Annotated in this window: 25 protein-coding genes and 5 tRNA genes; 21 read left to right on the top strand and 9 right to left on the bottom strand. The window is 68.6% G+C overall.

From position 1 onward, the window contains the following. Positions 1–30: 30 nt before the first annotated feature. The 4 genes from A9977_RS05415 to A9977_RS05400 are packed head-to-tail and all read left to right on the top strand — an operon-like array spanning position 31 to position 2,632. Positions 31–1,092, top strand: a complete 1,062-nt coding sequence (locus A9977_RS05415; protein ID WP_183023860.1) for an aldo/keto reductase — start codon at positions 31–33, stop codon at positions 1,090–1,092. Between the two features lie 2 nt (positions 1,093–1,094). Beyond that, positions 1,095–1,586: a Cys-tRNA(Pro) deacylase gene (gene ybaK / locus A9977_RS05410; protein WP_183023859.1), complete on the top strand. Its 492-nt coding sequence runs from the start codon at positions 1,095–1,097 to the stop codon at positions 1,584–1,586. 51 nt (positions 1,587–1,637) lie between these two features. Beyond that, positions 1,638–2,267, top strand: coding sequence for a glycerol-3-phosphate 1-O-acyltransferase PlsY (gene plsY, locus A9977_RS05405; RefSeq protein WP_183023858.1), 630 nt, complete (start codon positions 1,638–1,640; stop codon positions 2,265–2,267). 11 nt (positions 2,268–2,278) lie between these two features. Then, positions 2,279–2,632, top strand: coding sequence for a RidA family protein (locus A9977_RS05400; RefSeq protein WP_310936090.1), 354 nt, complete (start codon positions 2,279–2,281; stop codon positions 2,630–2,632). A gap of 19 nt (positions 2,633–2,651) precedes the next feature. Here A9977_RS05400 and A9977_RS05395 read toward each other — a convergent pair whose 3' ends face one another. Together A9977_RS05395 and A9977_RS05390 are read right to left on the bottom strand one after the other, a co-directional pair. Beyond that, positions 2,652–3,830, bottom strand: a complete 1,179-nt coding sequence (locus A9977_RS05395; protein WP_183023856.1) for a M20 aminoacylase family protein — start codon at positions 3,828–3,830, stop codon at positions 2,652–2,654. A 19-nt stretch (positions 3,831–3,849) separates the two neighbouring features. Next, a complete protein-coding gene (locus A9977_RS05390) occupies positions 3,850–5,187 on the bottom strand; it encodes a DUF3100 domain-containing protein (protein ID WP_183023855.1) in 1,338 nt (445 codons plus the stop codon). A 131-nt stretch (positions 5,188–5,318) separates the two neighbouring features. Here A9977_RS05390 and A9977_RS05385 point away from each other — a divergent pair, with 131 nt between their 5' ends. Further along, entirely contained in the window at positions 5,319–6,281 is a 963-nt protein-coding gene (locus tag A9977_RS05385; protein WP_183023854.1) for a LysR family transcriptional regulator, read from the top strand. Here A9977_RS05385 and A9977_RS05380 read toward each other — a convergent pair. Together A9977_RS05380 and A9977_RS05375 are read right to left on the bottom strand one after the other, a co-directional pair. Next, a complete protein-coding gene (locus A9977_RS05380; protein ID WP_183023853.1) occupies positions 6,278–6,931 on the bottom strand; it encodes a TIGR02281 family clan AA aspartic protease in 654 nt (217 codons plus the stop codon). The two genes, A9977_RS05385 and A9977_RS05380, sit on opposite strands and share 4 nt — an antisense overlap. 2 nt (positions 6,932–6,933) lie before the next feature. Further along, entirely contained in the window at positions 6,934–7,419 is a 486-nt protein-coding gene (locus A9977_RS05375) for a YajQ family cyclic di-GMP-binding protein (RefSeq protein WP_183023852.1), read from the bottom strand. 43 nt (positions 7,420–7,462) lie between these two features. Here A9977_RS05375 and murB point away from each other — a divergent pair, with 43 nt between their 5' ends. From murB to A9977_RS05360, 3 genes are read left to right on the top strand one after another with little or no spacing between them, the layout of a single operon-like run. Then, entirely contained in the window at positions 7,463–8,515 is a 1,053-nt protein-coding gene (gene murB, locus A9977_RS05370; RefSeq protein WP_183023851.1) for a UDP-N-acetylmuramate dehydrogenase, read from the top strand. Then, entirely contained in the window at positions 8,512–9,375 is an 864-nt protein-coding gene (locus tag A9977_RS05365; RefSeq protein ID WP_183023850.1) for a hypothetical protein, read from the top strand. The genes murB and A9977_RS05365 overlap by 4 nt, the downstream gene beginning before the upstream one ends. A 26-nt stretch (positions 9,376–9,401) precedes the next feature. Beyond that, a complete protein-coding gene (locus A9977_RS05360; protein ID WP_183023849.1) occupies positions 9,402–9,791 on the top strand; it encodes a thiol-disulfide oxidoreductase DCC family protein in 390 nt (129 codons plus the stop codon). A 57-nt stretch (positions 9,792–9,848) separates the two neighbouring features. Here the strand turns inward: A9977_RS05360 and argG are convergent, their stop codons facing one another. The 4 genes from argG to A9977_RS05340 all read right to left on the bottom strand — a co-directional run bounded on the left by argG (position 9,849) and on the right by A9977_RS05340 (position 12,835). Then, positions 9,849–11,189, bottom strand: coding sequence for an argininosuccinate synthase (gene argG / locus A9977_RS05355; protein ID WP_183023848.1), 1,341 nt, complete (start codon positions 11,187–11,189; stop codon positions 9,849–9,851). A 158-nt stretch (positions 11,190–11,347) separates the two neighbouring features. After that, positions 11,348–11,671: a pyrimidine/purine nucleoside phosphorylase gene (locus A9977_RS05350; RefSeq protein WP_183023847.1), complete on the bottom strand. Its 324-nt coding sequence runs from the start codon at positions 11,669–11,671 to the stop codon at positions 11,348–11,350. Between the two features lie 142 nt (positions 11,672–11,813). Further along, positions 11,814–12,398 carry a hypothetical protein gene (locus A9977_RS05345; RefSeq protein WP_183023846.1) on the bottom strand — a complete coding sequence of 195 codons (585 nt, stop codon included), beginning with the start codon at positions 12,396–12,398 and terminating at the stop codon, positions 11,814–11,816. A 71-nt stretch (positions 12,399–12,469) separates the two neighbouring features. Further along, positions 12,470–12,835 carry an ArsC family reductase gene (locus A9977_RS05340; protein ID WP_183023845.1) on the bottom strand — a complete coding sequence of 122 codons (366 nt, stop codon included), beginning with the start codon at positions 12,833–12,835 and terminating at the stop codon, positions 12,470–12,472. Between the two features lie 46 nt (positions 12,836–12,881). Between A9977_RS05340 and folC the strand changes: the two genes are divergently transcribed. The 12 genes from folC (at position 12,882) to A9977_RS05280 (ending at position 21,928) form a co-directional block, all read left to right on the top strand. Continuing rightward, positions 12,882–14,177 (top strand): bifunctional tetrahydrofolate synthase/dihydrofolate synthase, encoded by a 1,296-nt coding sequence (folC, locus tag A9977_RS05335; protein ID WP_259651824.1) that lies wholly within the window; start codon positions 12,882–12,884, stop codon positions 14,175–14,177. A 62-nt stretch (positions 14,178–14,239) separates the two neighbouring features. After that, positions 14,240–15,118, top strand: a complete 879-nt coding sequence (locus A9977_RS05330) for an SPOR domain-containing protein (RefSeq protein ID WP_183023843.1) — start codon at positions 14,240–14,242, stop codon at positions 15,116–15,118. A 15-nt stretch (positions 15,119–15,133) separates the two neighbouring features. Further along, positions 15,134–15,622, top strand: coding sequence for a CvpA family protein (locus A9977_RS05325; protein WP_183023842.1), 489 nt, complete (start codon positions 15,134–15,136; stop codon positions 15,620–15,622). Positions 15,623–15,636: 14 nt separating this feature from the next. Then, positions 15,637–17,139 (top strand): amidophosphoribosyltransferase, encoded by a 1,503-nt coding sequence (gene purF, locus A9977_RS05320; protein WP_183023841.1) that lies wholly within the window; start codon positions 15,637–15,639, stop codon positions 17,137–17,139. A 14-nt stretch (positions 17,140–17,153) separates the two neighbouring features. Beyond that, on the top strand, positions 17,154–18,371 hold the full coding sequence (locus tag A9977_RS05315) for an O-succinylhomoserine sulfhydrylase (protein ID WP_183023840.1): 1,218 nt from the start codon (positions 17,154–17,156) through the stop codon (positions 18,369–18,371). A gap of 7 nt (positions 18,372–18,378) precedes the next feature. After that, entirely contained in the window at positions 18,379–19,767 is a 1,389-nt protein-coding gene (gene gltX, locus A9977_RS05310) for a glutamate--tRNA ligase (protein WP_183023839.1), read from the top strand. A 36-nt stretch (positions 19,768–19,803) separates the two neighbouring features. Continuing rightward, positions 19,804–19,879: transfer RNA gene (locus A9977_RS05305), tRNA-Ala, on the top strand. Positions 19,880–19,939: 60 nt separating this feature from the next. Next, a tRNA-Glu gene (locus A9977_RS05300) sits at positions 19,940–20,015 on the top strand. 70 nt (positions 20,016–20,085) lie between these two features. Further along, a tRNA-Asp gene (locus A9977_RS05295) sits at positions 20,086–20,162 on the top strand. 115 nt (positions 20,163–20,277) lie between these two features. Continuing rightward, a tRNA-Glu gene (locus A9977_RS05290) sits at positions 20,278–20,353 on the top strand. A gap of 69 nt (positions 20,354–20,422) precedes the next feature. Continuing rightward, a tRNA-Asp gene (locus A9977_RS05285) sits at positions 20,423–20,499 on the top strand. A 334-nt stretch (positions 20,500–20,833) separates the two neighbouring features. After that, positions 20,834–21,928 (top strand): LacI family DNA-binding transcriptional regulator, encoded by a 1,095-nt coding sequence (locus tag A9977_RS05280; protein WP_405054669.1) that lies wholly within the window; start codon positions 20,834–20,836, stop codon positions 21,926–21,928. A 63-nt stretch (positions 21,929–21,991) separates the two neighbouring features. Here the strand turns inward: A9977_RS05280 and A9977_RS05275 are convergent, their stop codons facing one another. Further along, on the bottom strand, positions 21,992–22,951 hold the full coding sequence (locus A9977_RS05275; RefSeq protein WP_183023838.1) for a 2-hydroxyacid dehydrogenase: 960 nt from the start codon (positions 22,949–22,951) through the stop codon (positions 21,992–21,994). Between the two features lie 195 nt (positions 22,952–23,146). Between A9977_RS05275 and A9977_RS05270 the strand changes: the two genes are divergently transcribed. Continuing rightward, complete coding sequence (locus A9977_RS05270) at positions 23,147–24,550, top strand: MFS transporter (RefSeq protein WP_259651823.1); 1,404 nt, start codon at positions 23,147–23,149, stop codon at positions 24,548–24,550. The last annotated feature ends 7 nt before the right edge of the window (positions 24,551–24,557 follow it).

Below are 24,557 nucleotides of genomic sequence, written 5' to 3'. Positions count from 1 at the left end.
GAATCCGCGTGGGACGGTAGCATTCCGCGCATGAAAAAGATCCCACTCGGTCGCAGCGAACTCCGCGTGACCCCCATCTGCCTCGGCACCATGACCTTCGGCGAGCAGGTCGATGCCGCCACCGCCCACACCATCCTCGACCGCGCGCTGGAGCGCGGCATCGATTTCCTCGACACGGCCGAGATGTACGCGGTGCCGGCGCGCAAGGAAACCTTCGGCGCCACCGAGACCATCCTCGGCGACTGGTTCGCCAAGCACCCCGGCCTGCGCCAGAAGATCACGCTGGCCACCAAGGTGGCCGGCCCCTCGCGCGGCATGCCCTGGGTGCGCGAGGGCGCGGGCATGACGGCCGCCGACATCGTGGCCTCCTGCGACGCCAGCCTGAAACGGCTGCAGACTGACGTCATCGACCTCTACCAGATCCACTGGCCCGAGCGCCACGTGCCGGCTTTCGGCAGCATGTACTACGACCCGGCCAAGGAGAGCTCGGCCACCTCGATCCATGCGCAGCTCGAGGCGCTGGGCGGCCTGGTCAAGGCCGGCAAGGTGCGCGAGATCGGCCTGTCGAACGAGACGCCCTACGGCGTGCACGAGTTCGTGCGCCTGGCCGAGCAGCACGGTCTGCCGCGCGTGGCGACGGTGCAGAACGTCTACTGTCTGGTGAGCCGCGCGCTCGAGAACGGGCTGGACGAAACCATGCACCGCCTCGGCGTCTCGCTGCTGGCCTATTCGCCGCTGGCTTTCGGCCTTTTGACCGGCAAGTACGACCAGAGCGGCACCGACGGGCCGGACGCCCCCAAGGGCGCGCGCATCGCCAGCTACGAGTCGGTGCGCAAGCAGCGCTGGGGCCGGGCCGATGCCTTGAAGGCCGCGCGCCGCTACAACCAGCTCGCGCGCGACCATGGCCTGACGCCCGCGCAGATGGCGCTGGCCTTCTGCTACACCAAGTGGCAGGTCGCGAGCACCATCATCGGCGTGACCTCGGTGGCCCAGCTCGACGAGGACCTCGACGCCTACGGCACCACGCTGTCGCCCGAGGTGCTGGCGGAGATCGACAAGATCCGCTGGGAGATCCGCGACCCGGCCGGCTGAGCATGGCGAAGAAGGCGCATGTGAGCGAGACGCCCGCGACGCAGCTGCTGCGCGCCCACGGCGTCGCCTTCACCGAGCACCCCTACGAGTACCTCGCGCACGGCGGCGCCCAGCACAGCGCCGAGGTGCTGGGCTTCGACCCCTTCACCGTGGTCAAGACGCTGGTGATGCAGGACCAGGACGCGAAGCCGCTGATCGTGCTGATGCACGGCAACCGCACCGTCTCGACCAAGAACTTGGCGCGGCAGATCGGCGCCAAGTCGGTCGAGCCCTGCAAGCCCGAGGTGGCCCAGCGCCACAGCGGCTACATGGTGGGCGGCACCTCGCCCTTCGGCACCAAGCGGGCGATGCCGGTGTACATCGAGTCGAGCATCCTCGCGCTGCCGCGCATCGCCATCAACGGCGGCCGGCGCGGCTACCTGATCGGGATCGATCCGCAGGCGTGCGTGACGCTGCTCGACGCCAAGACGGTGGACTGCGCGCTGGCAGAATAGGCCGCCCCACGCCCGGGCGCTTCCTTCGAAGCGCCGACCCGGAGACCACCCTTGAGCTTTCATCTGCCCTCGTTCATCGCGATCGTCCTGTCGTACCTGCTGGGCTCGCTGTCCTTTGCCGTGATCGTGAGCCGCGTGCTCGGCATGGCCGACCCGCGCAGCTACGGCAGCGGCAACCCCGGCGCCACCAACGTGCTGCGCTCGGGCAACAAGGCCGCGGCGCTGGCCACGCTGGTGCTGGACGCGCTCAAGAGCTGGCTGCCGGTGGCGCTGATCCGCTGGTACGGCCCCGACTTCGACATGGGCCTGGGCACCGCGGCGCTGGCCGGGCTGGCCGCCTTCCTGGGCCATCTCTATCCGATCTTCTTCGGTTTCAAGGGCGGCAAGGGCGTGGCGACCGCGGCCGGCGCGCTGCTGGGCATCGACTGGCTGCTCGGCCTGTCGACCGGCCTGACCTGGCTCATCATCGCCTTCTTCTTCCGCTACTCTTCGCTCGCTTCGCTGGTGGCGGCCTTCTTCGCCCCGGCCTTCTACCTGATCGGCGGCGGCATCGTCTGGCCGCTCGACCGCACGGTGCTGCTGACCCTGATCGCCATCAGCCTGCTGCTGGTATGGCGGCACCGCGAAAACATCCGCCGCCTCGCGGCCGGCACCGAGTCCAGGCTCGGCGCCAAAACCTGAAAGAAATGACCATGGCAGAACTTCAACGCTTCCACGTCGGCGCACGGCTGAGCGAAATGGCGGTGCACAACGGCACCGTGTACCTCGCGGGCCAGGTGCCCGACGACCTCACGCAGGACATCCGCGGCCAGACCGAGCAGGTGCTGGGCATGATCGACCGCCTGCTGGCCGAGGCCGGCAGCGACAAGACTTGCATCCTGATGACGCAGATCTTCCTGACCGACATCAGCGAGATCGGCGCGATGAACGAGGTGTGGGACGCCTGGGTCCCGGCCGGCCACACGCCGCCGCGCGCCACGGTGCAGGCGCCGCTGGCCAAGCCGGGCTACAAGATCGAAGTGGTGGTGACGGCCGCGCAGCGCTGAAGGCCGCGCGGGCCCGCGCTCAGCCGGCGGCGGGCAGTTGCCGCTTCACGAGCGCTACCCAGTAGGCCGCGCCCAGCGGCAGGATCGCATCGTTGAAGTCGTAGTAGGGGTTGTGCACCGGCGGATCGTTCTCGCCTTCGCCGGCCCCGATGCCGATGTAGGCGCCGGGCCGCTGCTGCAGCATGAAGGCGAAATCCTCCGAGCCCATCGCGGGCGCCATGTCGGTGTGCACCTGCGCCTCGCCCACCAGGCTGGCGGCGGCGGCCACCGCGGCCGCGGTCTCGTCGGGCGTGTTCACCACGCCGGGGTAGCCGCGGCGGTAGTCGATGCCGATCTTCGCGCCGTGCGTCTGCCCGACCCCGGCGCAGATCTCCCGCATCGCGGCCTCGGTGCGGTCCTGGATCTTCGCGTCGAGCGTGCGCACCGTGCCGCGCAGCAGCACGGTTTCGGGCAGCACGTTCCAGGTGTCGCCGCCGTGGATCTGCGTCACGCTGACCACGGCCGCGTCGGTGGCGCCGGTGCGCCGGCTCACGATGGTCTGCAGCGCGTTCACCAGTTGCGCGGCGACGACGATGGAATCGATGCCCGTTTCGGGCATCGCACCGTGCGCGCCCTTGCCGGTGATCACGATCTCGAAGGTGTCGAGGTAGGCCGTCATCGTGCCGGTGCGAAGCGCGAACCGGCCGCGCGGCAGGCCCGGGAAGTTGTGCATGCCGTACACGGCGTCGGCCGGGAACAGGTCGAACAGGCCCTGCTCGACCATCACGCGGCCGCCGCCCTCGTTCTCCTCGCCGGGCTGGAACACGAAATGCACCGTGCCGCGAAACGGCTTGTGGCGCGTCAGGTGTTCGGCCGCGCCCAGCAGCATCGCCGTGTGGCCGTCGTGTCCGCAGGCGTGCATCTTGCCGGCGCAGCGCGAGGCATGCGGCGCGGAGCCCAGCTCCTGCATGTTGAGCGCGTCGAGGTCGGCGCGCAGCGCGATGCGCGGGCCGTCGCCGTTGGTGAGCGTGGCCACCACGCCGGTGCCGGCCAGGCCGCGGTGCACGGGCAGCCCCATCAGCGCCAGGGCCTGCGCCACGACGTTGGCGGTGCGGTGTTCCTCGAAGGCGGTCTCGGGATGGGCGTGGATGTCGCGCCGCCAGGCGATCATGCGGGCGCGGGTGTCTTCGGCGATGGAGGTGTCGGTGTCGCGGTACATGGTTTTTCTGTGCTCCGGATCAGTGGAAAAGCTCGGCGATCAGCGTGGCGCCCAGGAAGGTGCCGGCCGTCGCGGTCAGTGAGACCACCACGATGCGCCAGCCGAGCTGCCGGAAGATCGGCAGGTCCTTGGCCACCGAGAAGCCGGCCAGCGCCAGCACCGGCGTGGTGAAGGCCATGAAGTTGAGCTTGGCCGTCAGCGCGATGACGGCATCGGAGAAGGGCAGCAGGCCCGGCACACCGACCAGCGTCGCGAGCACCGAGAGCACGAGCACCAGCGGCAGCCTGGGCACGGCGCGCTTGAGCAGGTCGACCGCCGCGACGATCGCGACGACGATCGCCATGCCGACCAGCGAATCCAGCGGCGCCACCTGGTACGACAGCGCATTGCCCACGACGACGGCCGCGGCCATCAGCAGCCAGGCCAGCGCGGCATCGGCCAGCGGCAGTTCGTTGGCGACCACGCCGCCCGCGCCCGGCAACGTGCCGACATCGGTGCCCTGGCGCTTCGAGAAGCGGCCGAGCACGGGTTCGAGCCTGCCGTAGAGCCAGGAACAGGCCGGCAGCGAGAGGAAGAGCGTGAAGTAGAAGCCGACCACCATCGTGATCAGGTTCGCGGCGGCGGCGATGGCGGTGAGCTGCGGCACCTGTGCGGCGGGCTGCTGCGCGGCGATCGCGCCCATGGCGGCGGCCATCATGCTGCCCGAGCCCACGCCGGCACCCATGGCCAGCGAGCGCGGATCGAAGATGTTCAGGCTGGTGACGAAGCCGGCCAGCACCGCGATGAACAGCGCGCCCAGCACGGTGCCGGTGATGTATTCGGCCAGCACGCCGCGGCCCTCGGGCGACTGCATGCCGTACTTCTCGCCGATGATCACCAGGTTGCCCTCGCGGCCCACCGAGAAGGTGGCGCCCACGGCCTCGCGCTTGATGCCCAGCAGCAGCGCCAGCGGCAGGCCCAGCGCGAGCGTGCCGAAGGCATGGCCGAATTCCTGGAACAGCAGTGCCCAGCCGGCCTGGCGCACCTGCGGCAGGAAGGCCCCGACCGTCAGGCCCAGCTTGACCACGAACAGCAGCAGGCCGGCGTTGAGCAGGCCGCCGGCATAGGCCTGCAGCCCGGCGCCGACCTGCAGGAAGGCGGGCATGCGGCGCTGGGCGAGGCCGAGCGCCGCGGCCAGCAGCAGCGCCCACAGCATCGGCAGCAGCACGATCCGGCCCGGCCCCAGCTTGAACTGGGCCGGGCCGATCCATTCGGCCAGCGCCACCACGGCCAGCGTGACGACGAGGAGCTTGAGTTTGCCGCGGCCGGCGTCGGCGACGGGAGGGGCGGGCATTGCGGCCGCACGGGCGGAGGTCATGGTGTGGGGGAGGGGTAAGAAGGGTCGTCCGGTGAAAGCGAGCGCGAGTCTCCGGCAAGATCCTTCATGCATCAATGGCTTGAAATCCGGATTTTTGTTGCATTCAATGCAACACTTGGGACATGAACACCATGGACGACAAGCTCGAGGCGCGCCGCATGCGCTACTTCATGCAGGTGATCGAAAGCGGCTCGGTGCGGGGCGCGGCCGAGGCGCTGGACATGGACCCGTCGGCGGTGAGCCGGGCGATCGGCATCCTCGAGGACGAATGCGGCATGCGGCTGTTCGAGCGCCGCGGGCGCGGCGTGGTGCCGACCGACGCGGGCCTGCTGCTCGCGGGCTATGTGCGGCGCCAGCACAACCAGAAGCAGAGCCTGATGGCGCAGATGGACAGCATCCGCAAGGTCGAGCGCGGCCATGTGGACCTGATCGTGGGCGAAGGCTTCGTCGACTGGCTGATGCGCCACAGCCTGCGCAGCTTCATGGCCTCGCATCCGAAGATCAGCGTGAACCTCGACGTGGGCAGCAGCGACGAGATCCTGCAGCGGGTGGTCGAGGAGCGCGCGCACATCGGGCTGCTGTTCCTGCCGCACCAGGACGAGCGCCTGCGCTCGCACCATGTGCATGCGCATCCGATCCAGACGCTGGTTCTGGACTCGCATCCGCTGGCGCGGATCGGCCGGCCGCTGACGCTGTCCGACCTGCTGCCCTACCCGGGGGCGATGCTCCATCGCAGCTTCGGCATCCGGCAGCATGTCGAAGCCGCCGAGATCAGCGAGGGCGTGCGGCTGAACACCTTGCTGACCACCTCGTCCTTCGGCGCCATCGGGCACTTCGCGGCCGCGGGGCTGGGCTACGCGCTGGGCACGCGCCTGTCCTTGCCCGCGCACCTGGACACGCCGGAGCTGATCGCGTTGCCGATGAAGAATCCGCTGCTGAACCAGGGCCGCAGCCAGGTGGTGTCGCGCCATGGGCGGGTGCTGTCGCCCGCGGCCACCACGCTGCTGGGCGTGATCGTGCGCGACATGGCGGGCACGCTGGGTCCCGGTGCCGCCGCGGTGGGCGATCGCCCCGCGGCCCGGCGCAAGGCCTAGAAGCGGCGCTCGAGCACCATCTGCTCGGCGTCGCGCCGCATCGAGAAGCGGCCGATGAAGCTGTTGCCCAGCAGCACGTAGGGCATGGGCTGCTGCGAGACGATGGCGTCGATGTCGCGCACCTCGACGTCGCCCACCCGCACCGAATCGAGCCGCAGCCGGTAACCCTGCACCACACCGTTGGCGGTGTTCATCTGCACGGGCGTGCCCTTCTGGAAATCGAGGCCGATGCGCGTCGCGTCGGCGGCCGAAAGCGCCACCGCGGTGGCGCCGGTGTCGAGCATGAAGCTCACGCTGCGCCCGTTGATGGCGCCGGCCGTCATGAAATGGCCGCGGCTGTCGGCATTGAGCACGATGCGCGAGCCATTGCCCCCGCCCCCGCCGCTGGCGCCCACGCTCACCGGCGTGTCCATGCGCAGCGTGAGGCGCTGGCCGGCCGACTCGACCACCGCCTGGCCGTCCTGCAATGAAACGAGACGGACGTTCTGGAATTTCTCGCCGACCGCGACCGTCTTGGGCGCGCCGCCATTGACCACCAGGATCGCGCGGCTGCCGATGGTGCCGGTCAGCATGACCGAGTTCGACTGCGCCGCGGCCCAGCCCGCGCACAGGGCGAGCGCGGCCACGATGCCCAGCCGGGGCGCGCGCATGCTCAGTCGCGGAAATTGTTGAAGGTCAGGGGCATGTCGGGCACGTCTTTCTTGATGAGTGCCATCGCCGCCTGCAGGTCGTCGCGCTTGGCGCCGGTCACGCGCACCGCGTCGCCCTGGATCGCGGCCTGCACCTTGAGCTTGCTGTCCTTGATCAGGCGCTGGATCTTCTTGGAGGTCTCGGTCTCGATGCCGCTCTTGACCTTGATGACCTGCTTGACCTTGTCGCCGCCGATCTTCTGCACGTCGCCCTTGTCGAGGAAGCGCACGTCGACGTTGCGCTTGGTCAGCTTGGCGCGCAGGATGTCCTCGACCTGGACCAGCTGGAACTCGGCGTCGCCGATCATCGTGATCTCCTTGTCCTTCAGTTCGACGGCGGCGGCCGTTCCCTTGAAATCGAAGCGCGTGCCGATCTCCTTGGCCGTGTTTTCGACGGCATTCTTGACTTCGGGCAGGTTCGGTTCGCAGACGGTGTCGAATGACGGCATGCAGGCTCCTCGGATGACTCAACGTGAATGCGACAATTCTCCCATGATCGTGGAGTCCAACGTCCCGCTGCAGCCGTACAACAGCTTCGGCATCGTCGCGCGTGCGCAGCATCTGGTCCGCATCGCCAGCGAGGCGGACGTGGCCGCGCTGCTGGCCGATGCGCAGTGGCGCGACACGCCCAAATTCGTGCTCGGCGGCGGCAGCAACATCGTGCTGACCGGCGACGTCAGGCCGCTGGTGCTCAAGGTCGAGATCCGCGGGCTGCGCCTGGTCGAGGAGAACGAGCGCGCCTGGATCGTCGAGGCCGGCGCCGGCGAGGTCTGGCACGACATGGTGCAGTGGACGGTGGAGAACGGCTTCCCCGGCCTCGAGAACCTCGCGATGATCCCCGGCACCGTGGGCGGCGCGCCGGTGCAGAACATCGGCGCCTACGGCATCGAGCTGCAGGACCGCTTCGAGTCGCTCGACGCGGTCGATCTCGACACCGGCCGCGGCTTCACGCTCGACGCGGCCCAGTGCGCCTTCGGCTACCGCGATTCGGTGTTCAAGCACGTGGCCAGCGGCGACAACGACTTCGGCCTGGCCGGGCGCGCTCTCATCACGCGCGTGCGCTTCCGCCTGCCCAAGCCCTGGAAGGCGGTGGTCGGCTACCTCGACCTCGAGCGCAAGATGGAGGAAACGGGCAACTTCACGCCCGATGCCCAGGACGTCTTCGACTGGGTCTGCGCGGTCCGCCGGGCCAAGCTGCCCGACTGGCGGGTGCTGGGCAATGCCGGCAGCTTCTTCAAAAATCCGACCGTGACGCCCGAGCAGTGCGCCGACATCATCGCGCGCGACCCGAAGATCGTGCACTACCCGATGGACGACGGCAGCATCAAGCTCGCGGCCGGCTGGCTCATCGACGCCTGCGGCTGGAAGGGCAAGTCGGTCGGCAACGCCGGCGTCTACGAGCGGCAGGCGCTGGTGCTGGTCAACCGCGGCGGCCGCGAGGACCCGGTGACCGGCGGCGAGGTCATGACCCTGGCCAAGGCGATCCAGACCAGCGTCTACGAGCGCTTCGGCATCCGGCTCGAGCCCGAGCCGGTGGTGGTGTGACGGCGCTCTCGGCGCTCAATTTCCGCAAGCGCATCACGGCGCTGCGGTGGGCGCGCTGGGCGGTCTGGTACGTGGCCATCGTGGCCGCGGCGGCCACGCAGAGCCTGGGCGTGCTGGTGGCGGGGCTGGTGGTCGGCTTCCTGCTCAACGCGGCCTTCAAGGCCTGGCAGGCCAGCGCCCGCCGGCAGTTCGTGCGCGAGGCGCGGCTGCCGCCCTTCCTGCTCGGCAAGCTGCGCGCGGCCTATCCGCAGCTGGAGCCGCGCGATGCCGAGCTGGTGCTGCGCGGCCTGCGCCAGTTCTTCATGGCGCACCTGCGCAGCGATCGCAAGTTCGTCGCCATGCCCTCCAAGGTGGTCGACGCCGCCTGGCACGAATTCATCCTCCACACCGAGGCCTATGCCCAGTGGTGCCGCTTCGCCTTCGGCCGCATGCTGCACCACACGCCGGCCGAGGTGCTGGGCCACAGCGCCCAGCGCAACGACGGCCTGCGCCGCACCTGGTATTGGGCCTGCAAGGAGGAAAGCATCGACCCGCGCCAGCCGAGCCGGCTGCCGCTCCTGTTCGCGCTCGACGCCAAGTTCGCGGTCGCGGGCGGCTTCAGCTACGTGCCCGACTGCGGTTCCATCGACCGGGCGGCTTACTCGGGCGCCCATTGCGGCAGCGACTTCGGCCACTCGGGTTCGGGCTCGGGGGACGCCGGCGGTTTCGGCGGCAGCGAATCGGGCAGCGGCAGCAGCAGCGACAGCAGCGACGGCGGCGGTTCCAGTGCCGGCGGCGGCGCCAGCGACAGCGGCGGCAGCAGCGACAGCGGTTCGGGCTGTGGCGGCGGCGGCTGCGGGGGTGGCGGAGGCGGCGATTGAAGGCGGTGGCGCGCAGGGACGACCGCATGACCGTCGTCTTCGATGCGCAATGCCTTCTGTGCGACGGCTGGGTGCGCTTCCTGCTGCGCCACGACCGGCGCGGCGTGCTGCGCTTCGCCTCGATCCAGGGCGCCAACGGCCGGGCGCTGCTGGCGCGCGCCGGGCTGCAGGTCGATGGCCTGCAGACGCTGTTGCTGGTCGACGGTGAGCGCATCTGGCAGCAGACCGCGGCCATCCTGCGCGTGCTGCATGCGCTGGGCTGGCCGTGGCGGCTGGCCTGGGTTGCGTGGGGGGTGCCGGCGCCGCTGCGCGATGCGCTCTACCGGGTGCTGGCGCGCCACCGCTACCGCTGGTTCGGCCGCAGCGAAACCTGCCTGATGCCGCCGGCCGACCACGCGCAACGCTTTCTCGATTGAGCGAGGGCCATGAAAAAAACCACCTCGCGGTGGTTTTTTCATGGGAGCCGAAGACGCTTACTTGGCGTCGCCGTCGTTGGTCAGCTTCGGCAGCGAGGCGCCGCTGCCCTGCGCGAGCAGGCCGGTCTTGGTGTAGATGCCCAGCTTGTCGCGCGTGTCGATGATGTCCAGGTTGCGCATCGTCAGCTGGCCGATGCGGTCGGCCGGCGAGAAGGCGCCTTCGACCTTTTCCATGCTCAGCCGCTCGGGCTTGTAGGTCAGGTTGGAGGACACGGTGTTGAGGATCGAGTAGTCGTTGCCGCGGCGCAGCTCCACCGTCACTTCGCCGGTGATGGCGCGCGCCACCCAGCGTTGGGCGGCCTCGCGCAGCATGATGGCCTGCGGGTCGAACCAGCGGCCCTGGTAGAGCAGGCGGCCCAGCTTGCGGCCGCTGTCGCGGTACTGCTCGATGGTGTCCTCGTTGTGGATGCCGGTGACCAGGCGCTCGTAGGCGATGAACAGCAGCGCCAAGCCGGGGGCCTCGTAGATGCCGCGGCTCTTGGCCTCGATGATCCGGTTCTCGATCTGGTCGCTCATGCCCAGGCCGTGGCGGCCGCCGATGCGGTTGGCCTCGAGGATCAGCTCGACCAGGTCGGGGTACTCGCGGCCGTTGAGGGCGACCGGGCGGCCTTCTTCGAAGCGCACGGTGACCTCTTCACGCTTGACTTCGACTTCGTCCTTCCAGAACGCGACGCCCATGATCGGGTTCACGATCTTCATGCCGCTGTCCAGGTGCTCGAGGTCCTTGGCCTCGTGCGTGGCGCCGAGCATGTTGGAGTCGGTCGAGTAGGCCTTCTCGGCCGACATCTTGTAGCCGAAGCCCGCGGCCGTCATGAAGGCCGACATCTCGGCGCGGCCGCCCAGCTCGTCGATGAACAACTGGTCGAGCCAGGGCTTGTAGATCTTCAGCGCCGGGTTGGTCAGCAGGCCGTAGCGGTAGAAGCGCTCGATGTCGTTGCCCTTGTAGGTGCTGCCGTCGCCCCAGATGTGGACGTCGTCTTCCTTCATGGCCGACACCAGCATGGTGCCCGTGACCGCGCGGCCCAGCGGCGTGGTGTTGAAGTAGGTCACGCCGGCGGTGGTCACGTGGAAGGCGCCGGCCTGCAGGGCGGCGATGCCTTCGGCGGCCAGCTGGCTGCGGCAGTCGATCAGGCGGGCCAGTTCGGCGCCGTACTGCATCGCCTTGCGCGGGATCTCTTCGTAGTCGGGCTCGTCGGGCTGGCCGAGGTTGGCGGTGTACGCATAGGGGATCGCGCCCTTGTTGCGCATCCAGTGCAGCGCGGCGCTGGTGTCGAGGCCGCCGGAGAAGGCGATGCCGACCTTCTGGCCGGCGGGAACGTTTTGCAGGATGGTCGACATGATGGGTGTTCTGTGGATGGTGGCGCGGTTCAAGGGTTCATGACATCGGGGCACGACACGGTGCCAGGGATACCGTGGAACCGGCTTCGCCGGGCCACTGGTATCGCCCCCTTCCAGGGGGTGGGAGAAGCGACACGAAGTGCGCGAAGCCTGGCGGTTTACCCAAAATGACAGATGTAGCTGTAAGGTTCGCCGCTGACGCGGATCTGGAAGCTGGAGTTGCCCGGCACGCTGAACTGTTCGCCCGCACCCGAAGCGACCCATTCGCTGCTGCCCGAGAGCAGGTACTCGCAACGGCCGGAAGTCCCTTCCATGATCTCCGGCGCGCCGGTGTTGAAGGTGAGGGTGGCGGGAAGGATCACGCCGACCGACTTCTTCGTGCCGTCGGCCAGCGTGAGGTTGTGGCTCACGCACTTGCCGTCGAAATAGACGTTGGCCTTGGTCGCGACCGCCGTGCAGGCGAGGGATTCGTTGATGGTCATGTGAAGGGCAGGGCGCGGGCGCGCTCGGGCTGGAAAAGGGGCGAGGCAGCGCCCGCAATCTGCGAACGGCCGTCGTCCCGGTGGATAAGCCCGTGATTTTAGGGCTTGCGGCCCGCCGGCCCGGACAGGGCCCTGTCCGCGCTCAGCGCCAGCGGCCGCGGCCGCCGCCCCAGCCGCGCGAGTAGCCCAGGTTCAGCGACAGGCCGACCGGCGGGTAGTAGGGCGCGTAGCCATAGCCGTAACCGTAGCCGTACGCCGGCGCCACGTAGACCGGCGCGGGGGCGTAGACCGGTGCCGAGTACACCACCGGCGGCGTGTAGTACACCGGCGCGGGGGGCGCGCCGCCGCCCGAGACGACCATGCCCTGCTCGGGTACCACGCGATCCCAGGGCGAGCCGCCCGAGGGCTGCGTCGCGTATTCGCCGGGCTGCGGCGACGTCGGCAGTGCGGCCACGCCGTAGGCATTGACTTCGATCGGGATGGTGGCGCCCGGGTGGCTGTCGGTGTGGGTGGTGTAGCGGCGCCCCTCGTATTCGTAGGCCACGTCGTAGCCCAGGCGGCCCTGCGCGTCGGTGATCTGGGTCGCGGAGATCACCCGCGCCTGGACCTGCTGCGAGGGCTGGGAAGACAGGGAGGTCTGCGCCCACGCGCCCCCACTGGCCAGGGCCGCCGCCAGCGACAGGCCGAGCACGGCAGCGGAAGCGGGTGAAAACAGTTTGTTGCGCATGGCAATCTCCTTCAACAAGGGAGCGGACGGCTCCCGTTCGGCCCGGTTGGATGCAATCGGCGCGGCCGGGTTCAATTGTCCGTCTTGGCCAGGGCGGCCCAGCCCTCGGCATCGAAACCGGTTGTGACATCGGGCCGGCCGGCCCAGTGCACCACGGGCCGCTTGATCAGGCTCGGGTTCGCCAGCAGCACCGTGCGCGCCGAGGCCGCATCGACCACCGTGGCCCGGGTGGCGTCGTCCAGCTTGCGCCAGGTGGTGCCGCGGCGGTTGACCAGGGCCTCCCAGCCGGGGGCCTGCAGCCACCGGTCGAGTTCGGCTTCGGGCACGCCTTCCTTCTTGAAATCATGGAAGCGATAGCCCACGCCGTGGGTGTCGAGCCAGGCGCGGGCGCGCTTGACGGTGTCGCAGTTCGGGATGCCGTAGAGGGTTGTTGTCATGGCGGGATCATGCCAACGCGGCAGGTCGGCGACAATCCCGGCCTCCATGAAAACCCTCGCCGACTGGCTCGCGCACGCCGAGCAACAGCACCCCAAGACCATCGAACTCGGGCTGGACCGCATCCGCGCCGTGGCCCAGCGACTGGGCCTGGCCTTCGACTGCCCGGTGATCACCGTGGCCGGCACCAACGGCAAGGGCTCGACCTGCGCGATGCTGGAATCGATCCTGCGCCACGCGGGCTACCGCACCGCCGTCTTCACCTCGCCGCACCTGGTGCGCTTCGAGGAAAGGCTCCGCCTCAACGGCGAGGCCATCGACGGCGCCGCACTGGTGCCGCACTTCGAGGCCGTGGAACAGACACGCGCCGAGATCCCGCTGACCTACTTCGAACTCACCACGCTGGCCATCCTGCGCTGCATGGCCGACAGCAAGCCGGACGTCGCGATCCTCGAAGTCGGCCTGGGCGGGCGGCTCGACGCGGTCAACATCATCGACGCCGACTGCGCGGTGATCACCAGCATCGACCTCGACCACATGGAGTACCTCGGCCCCGACCGCGAGAGCATCGGCTTCGAGAAGGCCGGCATCCTGCGCGCCGGCCGCCCGGCCATCGTCAGCGACCCGGTGCCGCCGCAGAGCGTGATCGACCATGCGCAGGCGATCGGCGCCGACCTGTGGCGCTTCGGCCATGACTTCAACGTCTCGGGCGACAAGCAGCAGTGGGGCTGGAGCGGCCGGGGCCGCCGCTACAGCGGGCTGGCCTATCCCGCGCTGCGCGGCGCCAACCAGTTGCTCAATGCGGCCGGCGTGCTGGCCGCGCTCGAGGCGCTGCGCCAGCGGCTGCCGATCACCGCTCAGGCGGTGCGCACCGGCCTGGCGATGGTCGAACTGCCGGGACGCTTCCAGATCGTGCCGGGCGAGCCCACGCTGGTGCTCGACGTGGCGCACAACGCCCACGCGGTGGCCGCGCTGGCCGAGAACCTCGACGCGATGGGTTTCGCGCCCACCACCCACGCCGTCTTCGGTGTGATGGCCGACAAGGACCTGGCGCCGATGCTGGCGCGCATCGGCCCGCTGATCGACCGCTGGTACTTCACCGACCTGCCCACGCCGCGCGCGGCGTCCGCGGCCGACCTGCTGGCCCGGTGGCAGGCCCAGAACACGCGCAAGGACGCGAGCGGCAGCGTGCACGCCGGGCCCATGGCGGCGCTGCAGGCGGCCATCGATGCCGCAAGCCCCACTGATAGAATCGTGGTCTTCGGATCGTTCTTCACGGTGGGTGGCGTGCTCGAGCACGGGACGCCCCGCCTGCAGGCCAAACACCTGCTCTCAGGCGCCTGATCGGCGGGTGTCCGGGCCCTTCGCAACCACACACCGCGCTGCTCTCATCAGGGATCGAACTCATGGCGTTTTTCAAGTTCCGCTCACGTGGCCAACCCGCCAATGAAGGGCGCAACGCCAGCGTGGCGGCGGCGCCGGCCGAAAGCGTGGACGCCATGCGGCGTCGCGCGCGCCACCGCCTGCTGGGCGCCGCGGTGCTGGTGCTGGTCGGCGTGATCGGCTTCCCGCTGCTGTTCGACACCCAGCCGCGCCCGGTGGCGGTCGACATCCCGATCGAGATCCCCGACCGCAACAAGGTTGCGCCGCTGCCGGCACCGGTCGCGCCCGCGGCCCCGGTGGCACAGGCGCCTGCGCCGGCTCCCGCGCCAGCGCCGGCGGCACCGGCCCCCGACAACCGCACCCGCGTGGCCAGCAACAGCGGCACGTCCGGCGGCATCATCACCGAGACCGCCGATGGCCGCGAGCTTCCGTCCGAACGGCCCGTGGCGGCCGCGCCGCCGGCCGAGACCCGGCCCGAAGTCAAACCGAAACCCGAACCCAAGCCCGAATCCAAGCCCGAGGTCCGGCACGAGACCAAGCCCGAGCCCAAGCCCGCGGTGGCGGCCAAGCCGCCGGCCGACGACGGGGCCCGTGCCCGCGCGCTGCTCGACGGCAAGCCGCCGGCCGCGGCCGCCGCGGCGGCCGTGAAGCCCGCCGCCGCCACCGACGACGACGGCCGCTTCGTGGTGCAGGTCGGCGCCTTCGCCGAAGCCGAGAAGGCGCGCGACGTGCGCCAGAAGCTCGAGAAGGCCGGGCTCAAGACCTACACCAACGTCGCGAAGACGGCCGACGGCGAACGCACGCGTGTGCGGGTCGGTCCCTTCGCCTCGCGCGCCGAGGCGGAGCGCGCGGCGGGTCGCGTCAAGGGCTTGTCCTTGCCCGCGGCCGTCCTCAGCTTGTAGTCACCGCGCGCCGACGTGGCCCTGCTCGACTGGATCGCCGTCGCGCTGCTCGCGGTGTCGTTGATGTTCGGCCTGGTGCGCGGGCTGGTGTTCGAAGTGATATCGCTGGCCGGCTGGGTGGTCGCCTTCTTCTGCGCGCAATGGTTCGCGGCGGACCTGGCGGCCTGGCTGCCCATCGATGGCGACCCGGAGGCCTCGTGGCGCTATGCGCTGGCCTTCGTGCTGCTGTTCGTCGCCGCCGCCTTCGCCGTGGGCCTGGTGGCCTCGGTGACGCGCAGGCTGATCGCCGCGGTGGGCCTGCGCCCGGTCGACCGCCTGCTCGGCGCGGCCTTCGGGCTGGCGCGCGGCGCGGTGGCGCTGCTGGCGATGGCGGTGGTTGTTCATTTGCTGACGTTGAGCGACAGCGCCTGGTGGCGCGAATCGCACAGCGCAGTCGTCCTGGATGCGGCGTTGCAGGGGTTGAAGCCTGCATTGCCAGAGAAGTTGGCCAGTTACCTGCCCTGAGAAGGAAAGACCCCATGTGTGGAATCGTCGGCGTTGTGAGCAACGCGCCCGTCAATCAGCTGCTCTATGACGCGCTGCTGCTGTTGCAGCACCGCGGCCAGGACGCGGCCGGCATCGTCACGCTGCTGGAACGCAAGTTCTTCATGCAGAAGGCCAAAGGCATGGTGCGCGACGTGTTCCGCACCCGCAACATGCGCGCGCTTCCGGGCGACGTCGGCCTGGGCCAGGTGCGCTACCCGACCGCGGGCAACGCCTACAGCGAGGAAGAGGCCCAGCCCTTCTACGTGAACGCGCCCTTCGGCATCGTGCTGGTGCACAACGGCAACCTGACCAACGCCCATGCGCTGCGCGCCGAGCTGTTCTCGACCGACCACCGCCACACCAACACCGAGAGCGACTCCGAAGTGCTGCTCAACGTGCTCGCGCACGAGCTCGAGCGCTCCTCGCGCGGCGTGCCGCTGAACCCGGCCGAGATCTTCGAGGCGGTCAAGAGCATGCACAAGCGCCTGCGCGGCTCCTATGCCGTGGTGTCGCTGATCGCCGGCCACGGCCTGCTCGCCTTCCGCGACCCCTACGGCATCCGCCCGCTGTGCATGGGCCGCAACCCGGCCGACGGCACCGTGATGGTAGCCAGCGAATCGGTGGCGCTCGAAGGCTCGGGCCATGTGTTCGAACGCAACATCGAGCCCGGCGAAGCGGTGTTCATCGACCTCGCGGGCAAGGTGCATTCGATGCAGTGCGCCGAGTCGCCGAGCCTGAATCCCTGCATCTTCGAGTTCGTCTACCTCGCGCGTCCGGACTCGGTGCTCGACGGCATCTCGGTCTACCAGGCGCGCCTGAACCTCGGCGAGACGCTGGCCAAGCGCGTGGTCTCGACCGTGCCGCCCAACGAGATCGATGTGATCATCCCGATCCCCGAATCGAGCCGGCCCAGCGCGACGCAGCTTGCGCACCTGCTGGGCATTCCGTACCGCGAAGGCTTCGTGAAGAACCGCTACGTGGGCCGCACCTTCATCATGCCGGGGCAGGGCGTGCGCAAGAAGTCGGTGCGCCAGAAGCTCAACGTGATCGCGAGCGAGTTCAAGGGCCGCAACGTGATGCTGGTCGACGACTCGATCGTGCGCGGCACCACCAGCCGCGAGATCGTGCAGATGGCGCGCGACGCCGGCGCGCGCAAGGTCTACCTCGCGAGCGCGGCGCCGCCGGTGCGCTACCCCAACGTCTACGGCATCGACATGCCGACCAAGGATGAACTGGTGGCGCACGACCGCACCATCGAGCAGATCCGCGAGCTGATCGGTTGCGATGCGCTGATCTACCAGGACGTCGAGGCCATGAAGCGCGCCATCGGCTCGCTCAACCCCAAGCTCGCGGGCTTCGATGCCTCCTGCTTCGACGGCGTGTACGTCACGGGCGACATCGACACCGATGCCATCAACCGCATGAACGGCAGCCGTCCGCGCATCGAGGAAACCGAGGAAGACTCGTCGCGCCTGTCCCTGCCCAACCCGAGCTGAACAAGAGGCCCCCCGTGACCGATCGCACCCTGCCCGAAGGCCTGCACCGCGACACGCTCGCGCTGCGCACCGGCCTGGCGCCGAGCCAGCATGGCGAGCATTCCGAAGCGCTGTTCCTGACCAGCGGCTTCGTGCAGCCCGACGCCGAGACCTCGATGCGCCGCTTCGCCGGCACCGAGGAGGGCTTCACCTACTCGCGCACCTCGAACCCCACGGTGGCCAGCTTCGAGCGGCGCCTGGCGGCGCTCGAGGGCACCAAGGCCGCGATCGGCGCCTCGACAGGCATGGGCGCGATCCTCATGATGTGCATGGGCCTGCTCAAGGCTGGCGATCACGTGATCTGCTCGCGCTCGGTGTTCGGCTCGACGCTGAACCTGTTCGGCAAGGAGTTCGCCAAGTTCGGCGTCGAGACCACCTTCGTCTCGCAGACCGACGTCGCCGAATGGCGCGCCGCGCTCAAGCCCCACACGAAACTGCTGTTCGCCGAGACGCCGACCAACCCGCTGACCGAGGTCTGCGACATCCGCGCGCTGGCCGACCTGGCCCATGGCGCGGGCGCGCTGCTGGCGGTCGACAACTGCTTCTGCACGCCGATTCTGCAGCGCCCGACCGAGCTCGGTGCCGACCTCGTGATCCATTCGGGCACCAAGTACCTCGACGGCCAGGGCCGCGTGATGGCCGGCGCGATCTGCGGGCCGTCGAAGCTCATCGTCGACGTGTTCGGCCCGGTGGTCCGCACCGCCGGCATGGCGCTGTCGCCCTTCAACGCATGGGTGGTGCTCAAGGGCATGGAGACGCTGGGCATCCGCATGAAGGCACAGTGCGCCAATGCGCTGGCCGTGGCGCAGTGGCTCGAACAACAGCCGGGGGTCACGCGCGTCCACTACCCCGGCCTGGCCTCGCATGCGCAGCACGAACTCGCGATGCGCCAGCAGTCGGGGCAGGGCGGGGCGGTGGTGTCCTTCGACGTGGTCGGCGACGACCCGGAGACCGCACGCGCCAACGCCTTCCACGTGATCAACAGCACGCGTGTCGTGAGCATCGCCACCAACCTGGGCGACACCAAGACCATCATCACCCACCCCGGCACGACCTCGCACGGCCGCCTCACCGAAGCGCAGCGCCAGGCCGCGGGCATCGGCCAGGGGCTGATCCGCCTCGCGGTCGGCCTCGAGTACATCGACGACATCACGGCCGACCTGCAGCGCGGCCTCTGCACCCTGAATTCCTGAGCAACACATGACCGGCAAAGTTAGAACCCGCATCGCACCGTCGCCCACCGGCTTCCTCCACCTGGGCACGGCCCGCACCGCGCTCTATTCGTGGGCCTTTGCGCGCCACCACGGCGGCGAGTTCGTGCTGCGCATCGAGGACACCGACGTGGCCCGTTCCACGCAGGACTCGACCGACCAGATCCTGGCGTCGATGCACTGGCTGGGCCTGGATTACGACGAAGGCCCGATCTACCAGATGCAGCGCCTCGAGCGCTACCGCGAAGTGGTCGCGCAGCTGATCGCCGAGGGCAAGGCCTACCACTGCTACTGCTCGCCGGCCGAGCTCGAGGAGATGCGCGAGGCGCAACGTGCGCGCAACGAGAAGACGCTGTACGACCGCCGCTGGCGCCCCGAGCCCGGCAAGGTGCTGCCGCCCGTGCCCGAAGGCGTGCCGCCGGTGGTGCGCTTCTGCAATCCGCCCGAAGGCGACGTGAGCTGGCACGACCTGGTCAAGGGCGAGATCACCATCAACAACCGCGAGATCGACGACCTGATCATCCTGCGGCCCGACGGTGTGCCGACCTACAACTTCGCGGTGGTGGTCGACGACTGGGACATGGCCATCACGCATGTGTTCCGCGGCGACGAGCACATCAACAACACGCCGTGGCAGATCAACATCTTCCGCGCGCTGGGCGCAGCGCTGCCGGCCTTCGGCCATGTGCCGGTGATCCTGGGCGACGACGGCCAGAAGCTGTCGAAGCGCCGCGGCGCGGTGAGCGTCACCGCCTACGAAGAGAACGGCTACCTGCCCGAGGCCATGCTGAACTACCTCGCGCGCCTGGGCTGGAGCCACGGCGACGACGAGCTGTTCACGCGCGAGCAGATGGTGAGCTGGTTCGACGGCTCGCACCTGTCGAAGAGTCCCGCGCAGTGGGATGCGGCCAAGCTGGCCTGGGTCAACGCGCAGTACATCAAGGCCAGGACCGGCGACGAACTCGCGCCGCTGGTGGCCGCGCAATTGCACAAGCGCGGCATCGTGGCCGACGAACGCCTGAGCGCGATCTGCACGCTGTTCAAGGACCGTTGCGAGACCACGGTGGCCCTGGCCGACTGGGCTTCGGCCTTCTACGCGGACATCACGGTGAGCGATGCCGATCGCGCGCAGCACCTCACCGACGCGGTGAAGCCGGCCATCGCCACACTCGTTGAAAAATTGATGACGGTCGCCTGGGATCGGGCCTCAATCGCAGCTATGATTAAGGAAGTTCTCGCCGCACATGCATTGAAAATGCCGGTGTTGGCGATGCCAGTACGAATGCTTGTGATGGGAACATCGCAGACACCGTCCCTCGATTCAGTGATCGAAATTTTTTCCCGCGAAAAAGTTATCGAACGTTTGAAAAGGGCCTGATTTTTCGGGCTATAATTCGAGGCTCGACACCCACACGGGGGTATAGCTCAGCTGGGAGAGCGCTTGCATGGCATGCAAGAGGTCAGCGGTTCGATCCCGCTTACCTCCACCATTAAGTGTCGAGAGTATTGAAGAAGACAAGTGCTGATCTCAGCACGGTTCCTAAGGTTTTGACCCTATCGTCTAGAGGCCTAGGACACCACCCTTTCACGGTGGCTACCGGGGTTCGAATCCCCGTAGGGTCGCCAGTTTCACGCAAGTGATTCAGGCAACGAGTCGTCAGCACTCGGCTCCGCAAGGAGTGAACGTTGTCTACCAGGAGTGGTAGTTCAGTTGGTTAGAATACCGGCCTGTCACGCCGGGGGTCGCGGGTTCGAGTCCCGTCCACTCCGCCAAGGTTCACGAGGTTCGCCTCGGAAGTGCCCACTGCAAGTGGGTATTTTTTTGTGCCGAACAAGTCTCGCAAGAGCAAAGGACAGGCGCTGATCGCAGCGCGGTTCCCAAGGTTTTGACCCTATCGTCTAGAGGCCTAGGACACCACCCTTTCACGGTGGCTACCGGGGTTCGAATCCCCGTAGGGTCGCCAGTTTCACGCGAGTGAAGCAGGTACGAGTCGTCAGCACTCGGCTCCGCAAGGAGCGAACGTTGTCTACCAGGAGTGGTAGTTCAGTTGGTTAGAATACCGGCCTGTCACGCCGGGGGTCGCGGGTTCGAGTCCCGTCCACTCCGCCAGTATTTTGAGGATTTCCCTCAATGAAAAAAGCCACCTTCGGGTGGCTTTTTTGCGTGCGCTCCCGTTGTGCTTTTCTTGCTGCCAAGGGTCCGGTGGGGCGTTCGGGGGGCCATCCGAGCGAATCCGATAGAGATGCAAGCCAGGTCGTTCGAATACCTCCTGCGCCGTTGGCGTCTTCGGGCTTCGCGCGCCGCCGCTGCGCGTGTCTTGTCGGCCGGCTGATACGCTCGAGTCGAATGCATGTCGTCGGTCATTGGTGGGGCGGCGTCAGGCGCTTGCCAGGCGCGTGTTCGAAATCCCCCGGGAGCGTCGTGCTCGGTCTACTTGAAAGTTATGAGTTCCAGTAAAAATTCTTCTCCCCCTGCGCCGATTCGCATGGCCGACGTGGCGCAGTTGGCCGGCGTGTCCAAGATGTCGGTGTCGCGCGTGCTCACCGGGCAGCATGTGGGCGAAGACACCCGCGCTCGCGTGATGGACGCGGTACGCCGGACAGGCTATGTGGCCGACGCGGTGGCGGGCGCTTTTTCGTCGGGCCGCACCAACATGGTGGCGGTGCTCGTGCCTTCGCTGTCGAGCTCGAACTTCGCGGAGATGACGCAGGGCATCAACGACGTGGTCGAGACGCGCAACATGCGCTTGCTGCTGGCCCACACGGACTACCTGCCGGACCGGGAGGAATCGTTGATCCGCACGCTGCTGAGTCACCAGCCGCGCGGCGTCGTGCTGACGGGCGGACAGCACACGACCAAGGCGCGCTCGCTGCTGCGGGGCGCCCACATCCCGGTGGTGGAGACCTGGGAGATTCCCAGCCGGCCCATCGACCGCGTGGTGGGCTTCTCGAATGCCGATGCCGCCGCTGCCATGACGCGCTATCTCTATGAGCGCGGCTACAAGCACATTGCGTTCGTCAGCAGCGCATCGCACCTGGACCTGCGCGGCACGGCGCGACGCAACGGCTATCTCGACGCCGTGCGCGAAGCCGGACTGCACGGGCCGCGCGAGATCAGCCGAACCGAATGGACCGCCGACATGGCCCATGGCACCGCGATGGGCCACGGCGCCGCGGCGTTGGGCCAGTTGCTTGAGCAATGGCCCGACACCGACGCCATCGTGTGCAACAGCGACATCCATGCCTTCGGCGTGATCATGGCCTGCCACCGTCGCGGGCTCTCGGTCCCCGGCGACGTCGCGGTGGCCGGCTTTGGCGATTTCGAGATCTCGCGCCATTGCTACCCGACGATCACCACGGTGTCCGTGGACCCCTACGGCATCGGGCGTTCCGCCGGGCAATCGCTCCTGGCCGCGATCGACGGCTCGGAGCCGCCCAACACATCGCGCCGCGAGCTCGCATCGTTCGCCCGCGAATTGCACGATGTGCCGCGCCTGGTCCGCATTCCCTACGAGATCATTCAGCGCGAGAGCGCCTGAGGCCCTCGCGCCGAAGAAGCAGGTCCGGGTGCGGCAGGGATGTCTGCGCGAACCCGGCCGCGCTCAGGCCTTGGCGAGATGGCCGGTGAACTCGGTGACCAGCGGCCTGCCGCCGAAGCAGGCCGCCAGGTTGTCGCGCACCAGCTGGGCCATGGCAGCCCGGGTTTCAACCGTGGCGCTGGCCCGGTGCGCCTGCAGCACGACGTTGGGCAGGGAGCGCCAGCGCAGGTCGATCGCGGGCTCGTTCCAGTAGACGTCGAGCGCGGCGCCGCGAATGCGCCGCTCGCGCAGGTACGCCAGCAGCACCGGTTCGTCGATGATGCTGCCGCGCGCGACGTTGACGAGGATGCCCTCGGGCCCTAGCGCGTCGAACACCTCGAGGCCGATCGCGCCGCGCGGGATCTGGTCGGCCGCGGCACAGACCATGAGGAAATCCACCTCCCGCGCCAGCGCCGCCGCGCTGGGGTGGTAGTCGTAGGCGACGTCCTCGAAACGGATGCGGTCGTGGTAGGCGATCTTCATGTCGAAGGCCTCGGCACGACGCGCGACCGCGCGGCCGACGCGACCGAGTCCCACGATGCCCAGGCGCTTGCCGAACATGCGCGTGGTCAGCGGAAACGAGGCCGTGCCCCATTGCCCGGCCCGCACGAGCGCATCGTTCTGCGGGATCTGGCGTGCGATCGCGAGCATCAAGGCGATGCCGAAATCGGCGACGTCGCCCGTCAGGACCTCCGGGGTGTTCGTGACACGGATGCCGCGCCGCGCGGCATGCGCGAGGTCGATGGCGTCCACGCCCACGCCGTACGAGACGATCACCTCGAGCTTCGGCAGCGCATCGATCAGGGTGGCATCGGCGCCCGATTCGCCATTCGTCGCCAGCACGCGCACACGGGGTGCGACGTCCGCCAGCAAGGCGGCGCGGTCGGTCGTATCCGCCAGCACATGCAGCGTGTAGTGCTGCGCCAACCATGCCATGTCCGATTCCGGGTATCGGGAAACCACTAACAACTCTTCCTTGTGCATCCTAAATTCCTCGTGATAGATTTCAGTCGCTGCGGATACCGGTAACCAATTTTACGCGAACCCGGGCTGCCTGGTGGGCGATTTGCAGACGGTGACGAGGATCCTTCGGTGGCAACGCCGGAGCGGCCGCGTCGGGTGTCTGGCATGGCGGCCATGCCTCGGGTTGGCACACACGGATCGAAACAGGAGACATGAATGACAGCGAGATATCAGCCCGGTGCCCTGCCGGGGAGGTCGATGCCGCAGGCATCGCAGGCCAGCGATGCACAGGCCGGTGACAAGGCCCCCGTTTCGGCCAGCCAGCTCCGGCGCGCGATCCTGACCAGCTCGGTGGGCAGCGCGCTCGAGTACTACGACTTCGCCATCTTCGGCCTGGCCACCGCGCTGATCTTCAGCCGGGTCTTCTTCTCCACGCTCGACGCCAGCGCCGGCCTGCTCGCCAGCTTTGCGACCTACGGCGTGGGTTTTCTCGCGCGGCCCCTGGGCGGCCTGTTCTTCGGCTCGCTGGGCGATCGCAAGGGGCGCAAGTTCGTGCTGCTGGTGACGATCGCGATCATGGGCATCTCGACCACCTTGATCGGCCTGCTGCCGGCCGGTCCGATGGGGGCCGTCGGCCTGGTGATCCTGCGGCTGGTGCAGGGCTTCGGCGCCGGTGCCGAGCAGGCCGGCGCCTCGACGCTGATGGCCGAGGTGGCGCCCGCGTCGCGGCGCGGCTTCTTTGCGGCGCTGCCCTTCGTGGGCATCTTCGCGGGCTTCGGCATCGCGACCGCGACCTTCAGCGTGATGCAGCACCTGATGGACCAGGAGACGATCCTGGCATGGGGCTGGCGCATTCCGTTCCTGGCCAGCATCGTGCTGATCGGCGTGGCGGTCTGGATCCGCCTGCGGCTTCGCGAGAGCCCGACCTTCGTCAAGCTCGAAGGCACGCACAAGGTGGCGCAGTCCCCCATGAAGCTGGTGCTCAAGGAAGCCCGCCGGCCAGTGCTGGCGGCGGTGCTCATGCGCCTGGCCGAGCAGGGCGGCTCGACCATCTACACCACCATCGTGATCGCCTTCCTCGGCGGCACCGTGGCGACGAGGCTGGGCGTGCCGGCCGCCAGCCTCACCAAGATCGGCACCAGCGCCGCGCTGATCGCGACCCTGTCGAGCGTCATCACCACGCCGATGTTCGGCGCGCTGTCCGACCGCTACGGCCGCAAGACCATCTACCGCTTCGGCGCGATCTTCATGCTGCTCTGGGCCTTCCCGGCCTGGTGGATGGTCAACACGGGCGAAATGATGTGGGTCGCCATCGCGATGTTCGGCGGCCTGGCCATCGGGGCCAACAGCATGCTCGGCGCCCAGTGCGCGCACTTCGCGGAACTGTTCGGCAACCGCTACCGCTACTCGGGCGTGGCGCTGTCCAGAGAACTGGGCGCCATGCTGTCGGGCGGGCTGGCCCCCATCCTGGGCATCTACCTGATCGGCGTGGCCGGCGGCGCGTTCTGGGTCATGGGTGCCTACATGGCCGCACTGTCGGCGCTGACCCTGATCGGCGTCGCCATGTCCACCGAGACCCGCGGGCGCGATCTCAGCGACCTGCGCGACGCCATCCACTGAACCATCC

This window comes from Variovorax sp. UMC13, assembly GCF_014170375.1.
Lineage (GTDB): Bacteria > Pseudomonadota > Gammaproteobacteria > Burkholderiales > Burkholderiaceae_C > Variovorax.
Note: the sequence above shows the minus strand (reverse complement) of the source record. Positions and strands in the feature narration are given on the sequence as shown.